The sequence below is a fragment of the Streptomyces sp. NPDC031265 genome, from assembly GCF_055570295.1.
On sequence record NZ_JBVIHM010000048.1, the window covers coordinates 24882 to 27547 of the forward strand.

Annotated in this window: 2 protein-coding genes; both read right to left on the minus strand. The window is 72.9% G+C overall.

Annotation, left to right across the window (positions count from 1 at the left end; genetic code table 11):
• Positions 1 to 253: 253 nt before the first annotated feature.
• The gene (gene hemQ, locus ACZ499_RS38345) at positions 254 to 967 is read right to left on the minus strand and encodes a hydrogen peroxide-dependent heme synthase (protein WP_371655273.1); all 714 of its coding nucleotides are present in this window, start codon (positions 965 to 967) and stop codon (positions 254 to 256) included.
• Positions 968 to 971: 4 nt separating this feature from the next.
• On the minus strand, positions 972 to 2411 hold the full coding sequence (gene hemG / locus ACZ499_RS38350) for a protoporphyrinogen oxidase (protein ID WP_468681612.1): 1440 nt from the start codon (positions 2409 to 2411) through the stop codon (positions 972 to 974).
• Positions 2412 to 2666: the final 255 nt, after the last annotated feature.

Consider the following 2666-nt stretch of genomic DNA (forward strand, 5'->3'; position numbering starts at 1 on the left):
GTAGCCGCGCTGTCGTCGGCGTCCCAAAAACTTCCTCAACCGGCTCTTGGGTGGCCCATTGCTGGACAGGCTAGCGTCGGGTCCGCCTCGCTGCTCGCCCCCCGCACCCGGAGCCGAACCCGGTGTCGCTGGACGAGCGGTCGGCACCCAGGGCTGGGCAGCGGCCGTCCGCTCTCTGATCTTCCGGGTCAGGGGTGGATCCGGGCCCGCCTCGGCGGGCCCGGTCACCGGGCATACGCGGTGGGGGCGGCCGTCAGGCCAGGCCCGCCACCAGATCCGCGACCGACTTGCGGCGGCCCGTGTAGAACGGGACCTCTTCGCGGACGTGCATCCGGGCCTCGGAGGCGCGCAGATGACGCATGAGGTCGACGATGCGGTAGAGCTCGTCGGCCTCGAAGGCGAGCAGCCACTCGTAGTCGCCGAGCGAGAACGAGGCGACCGTGTTGGCGCGCACGTCCGGGTAGCCGCGGGCCATCTTGCCGTGGTCGGCGAGCATCCGGCGGCGGTCCTCGTCGGGCAGCAGGTACCAGTCGTACGAGCGCACGAAGGGGTACACCGACACGTAGTCGCGGGGGGTCTCGTCGGCGAGGAAGGCCGGGATGTGCGACTTGTTGAACTCGGCGGGGCGGTGCAGCGCCATGTTCGACCAGACCGGCTCCAGGGCGCGGCCCAGCTTGGTGCGGCGGAAGAGGTTGTACGCGCTCTGGAGCTCGTCGGCCGTCTCCGCGTGCCACCAGATCATGAGGTCGGCGTCGGCCCGCAGCCCGGACAGGTCGTAGGTGCCGCGGACGGTGATGTCCTTGGCGGCGAGCTGGTCGAACAGCTCCTGGACCTCGTCCGCGAACCCGGCGCGGTCCTCGGGCAGCACGTCGCGCAGCTTGAAGACGGACCACAGCGTGTAGCGGATGACCTCGTTGAGGTCCTTCGCCTTCTTCCCTGCGTTCGGGATCTTTTCCGGTGCACTCATGAGGCTATTGTCCCGCGTCACGCTGAGTGTTCTGCGCCAGGGTCGACGTGGCGATGATCTCGTCCGCGGCGATCCGGGCGCCGGCGATGCACGCCGGGATGCCCACCCCGTCGTACGCGGCCCCGCAGACCCGCAGCGCGGGCAGCTTCGCGACGGCGGCGCGGACGCGGGCCACGCGCGCGAGGTGGCCCACCGGGTACTGCGGCAGGCCCCCGATCCAGCGCGTCACCTCGCTCGCGACCGGCTTGGCGGCTAGGCCCACCGCCTCCCCGAGGTCACCCAGCGACATGTCCACCAGGTCGGCGTCGTCGCGGTCCAGGTGCTCCTCCTCGCCGTACCGCCCGATCGAGGTGCGGAGCACGAAGAGGTCCGGGGCGCGGTCGGTGACCCACTGCCACTTGTACGAGGAGAAGGTGGACGCCTTGATCGTGCGGCCGTCCAGGGACGGGACCAGGAAGCCCGAGCGGCGCTCAAGACGCTCCAGGTCCGCGCGCCGGAAGGCCATGGTGACCAGGGCCATCGAGGCGTACTCCACGGTGGCCAACTCGGCCGCGGCGGCCGGGGACTCGGCCGCGAGCAGCGCGGACGCGGACCAGGCGGGCGACGCCAGGATCACACCGTCCGCCTCGATCAGGGGCGCCTCCCGGGAGTCCGTACGGACCAGCCAGCCGGTGGCGGTGCGGGTCAGGGCGAGCACCGGCGCCTCCGTACGGATGGAGCCGCCCTTGGCCCGCACCGCGTCCGCGACCGCGACCGGCAGGGTGCCCATGCCCCCGTCGAGGCCCATGAAGACCGGGCCGTCGTTCTGCGACCGGGCGGCGGCCTTCTCCTGGATCCGGGCGACGCCGTCGAGCAGCGAGGTGTTCTCGCGCGCGGCGGCGAAGAGCTGGGGCACGGCGGCGCGCATCGAGATCCGGTAGGCGTCGCCCGCGTACACCCCGCCCAGGAGCGGTTCCACGAGCCGGTCGACGACCTCGCGGCCGACGCGGCTCGCGACGAACTCCCCGACGCCGATGTCGTCCCCGACCTCGGTCGGCGGCAGTTCGCGGTCCTGGGCGATGCGCGCCAGGCCCTCGGCGGAGACGATCCCGGTGAGCGAGGCCGGGTCGGCCGGGACGCCCATCAGATGCCCCTTGGGCATCGGCCGCAGCGCGCCCCGCGTCCAGATCGCCGCCGTCGCCGCGGGCGGCCGCAACTGGTCACCGAGGCCCACCTCGCGCGCGAGGCCGATGCCCTCGGGCCGGCGCGCCAGCATCGACTCGGCGCCGAGGTCCACGCGCGCGCCCTCGATCTCGCCCGCGTACAGCTTGCCGCCGAGGCGGTCGGTGGCCTCCAGGACGGTCACGCGCGCGCCCGACTCCAGCAGGCGGTGTGCGGCGGCGAGTCCGGCGATGCCGCCTCCGACGACGACGATGTGCGGTGCGCTGACGGCCGAGTTGTCCATGCGTCCACTCTCTCAGACGCCACCGACAGCCCTGCGGCGAGTGGAGCGCCCGGGAATTCCCGGGCGCTCCCGCACGTATCTTCCGAAGGAAGAGCGGGACGGACCGAGCTAGGGGTGCGCTATGGCGGCGGAGCGACTGGTGGTCATCGGGGGCGGGGGGGGGGGGGGGGGGGGGGCGGGGTCGGGTACAAAAAGGGAGGAGAAAGAGGCAGCGGGGAATGGGGGGGTGCGGGCCGGGTAACGGCCGCCCCCCCT